General features: G+C 67.6%; 2 protein-coding genes. Both read left to right on the top strand.

The genetic code is table 11. The features are described 5' to 3' along the window. Positions 1-357 (top strand): amidohydrolase family protein (locus EN745_RS34790; RefSeq protein WP_145992326.1); only part of this gene is annotated, 357 nt, incomplete at its 5' end. Beyond that, a partial coding sequence (locus EN745_RS34785) for an aromatic amino acid lyase (protein WP_127423311.1) occupies positions 354-1,407 on the top strand: 1,054 nt, incomplete at its 3' end. The genes EN745_RS34790 and EN745_RS34785, both read left to right, overlap by 4 nt.

Here is a 1,407-nt window from a genome sequence, read left to right as displayed (position 1 = left end):
ATCCTGCCCGGCGCCTATTACTTCATCCGCGAGACCAAGAAGCCGCCGGTCGAGCTGTTCCGCCGGCATGGCGTGAAGATGGCGGTCGCCACGGACAGCAATCCTGGCACTTCGCCGCTCACGTCCCTGCTGCTCACCATGAACATGGCGGCCACCTTGTTCGGGCTGACTGTCGAGGAATGCCTTGCCGGCGTTACCCGCGAAGCCGCGCGTGCGCTTGGCCTGCTGGAAAACACCGGCACGCTGGAGGCGGGAAAGTCCGCCGACCTCGCCATCTGGGACATCGAGCGCCCGGCCGAACTCGTCTACCGCATGGGTTTCAACCCGCTGCATGCCCGCATCTGGAGAGGACAATGACCGAACTCGTTCTGAAGCCCGGCAACGCAACGCTGGCCGACTGGCGCGCCATCTATCGCGGCGCGGTGCCGAAGCTGGACGCCGCCTGCAAGCCGAGGATCAAGGCCAGCGCCGAGGCGGTTGAGCGGATTGTCGCCAAGGGCGAACCGGTCTATGGCATCAACACCGGCTTCGGCAAGCTGGCCAGCGTGCGCATACCCGCCGCCGATCTCGAAACCCTGCAGCGCAACATCGTGCTGTCGCATGCCGCCGGCGTCGGCGAGCCTATGCCGGTTGCCGTCACGCGGCTGATGATGGCGCTGAAGCTCGCCAGCCTCGCGCAGGGCGCCTCCGGCGTGCGGCCGCAGACCATCGCGCTGCTGGAAGCGATGCTCGCCAACGACGTCATTCCGGTGGTGCCGGCGCAAGGCTCGGTCGGCGCCTCCGGCGACCTCGCGCCCCTGTCGCACATGACGGCAGCGATGATCGGCGTCGGCGAATGTTTTACCCCGCACGGTCGTTTCCCGGCCAAGGTCGCTTTCGTCTCGCACGGGCTGGAGCCGGTGACGTTGGGTGCCAAGGAAGGCCTGGCGCTGCTCAACGGCACGCAGTTCTCGACGGCTTTCGCGCTGGCCGGCCTGTTCGAGGCCGAGACCCTCTATCAGTCGGCGCTGGTCGCCGGCGCGCTGTCGACGGACGCCGCCAAGGGCTCGGACGCGCCCTTCGACCCGCGCATCCATCTGCTCAGAAAGCATCGCGGCCAGATCGAGACGGCGGATGCGCTGCGCAATTTGATGGCCGGCAGCGCCATCCGTGAATCGCACCGCGTGGGCGACGAGCGCGTGCAGGATCCGTACTGCCTGCGCTGCCAGCCGCAGGTGATGGGCGCCGCCCTCGATGTGCTGCGCAAGGCGGCCGACACGCTTGAGACCGAGGCCAATGGCGTCACCGACAATCCGCTGATCTTCGCCGAGGACGATACGGCGCTTTCGGGCGGCAATTTCCACGCCGAGCCGGTGGCCTTCGCCGCCGACATGATCGCGCTTGCCGTCTGCGAGATCGGCTCGCTGT

This window comes from Mesorhizobium sp. M4A.F.Ca.ET.022.05.2.1 (assembly GCF_003998845.1).
Lineage (GTDB): Bacteria > Pseudomonadota > Alphaproteobacteria > Rhizobiales > Rhizobiaceae > Mesorhizobium.
The sequence above is the reverse complement of the archived record's forward strand: the minus strand, read 5'-3'. Positions and strand labels throughout refer to the sequence as shown.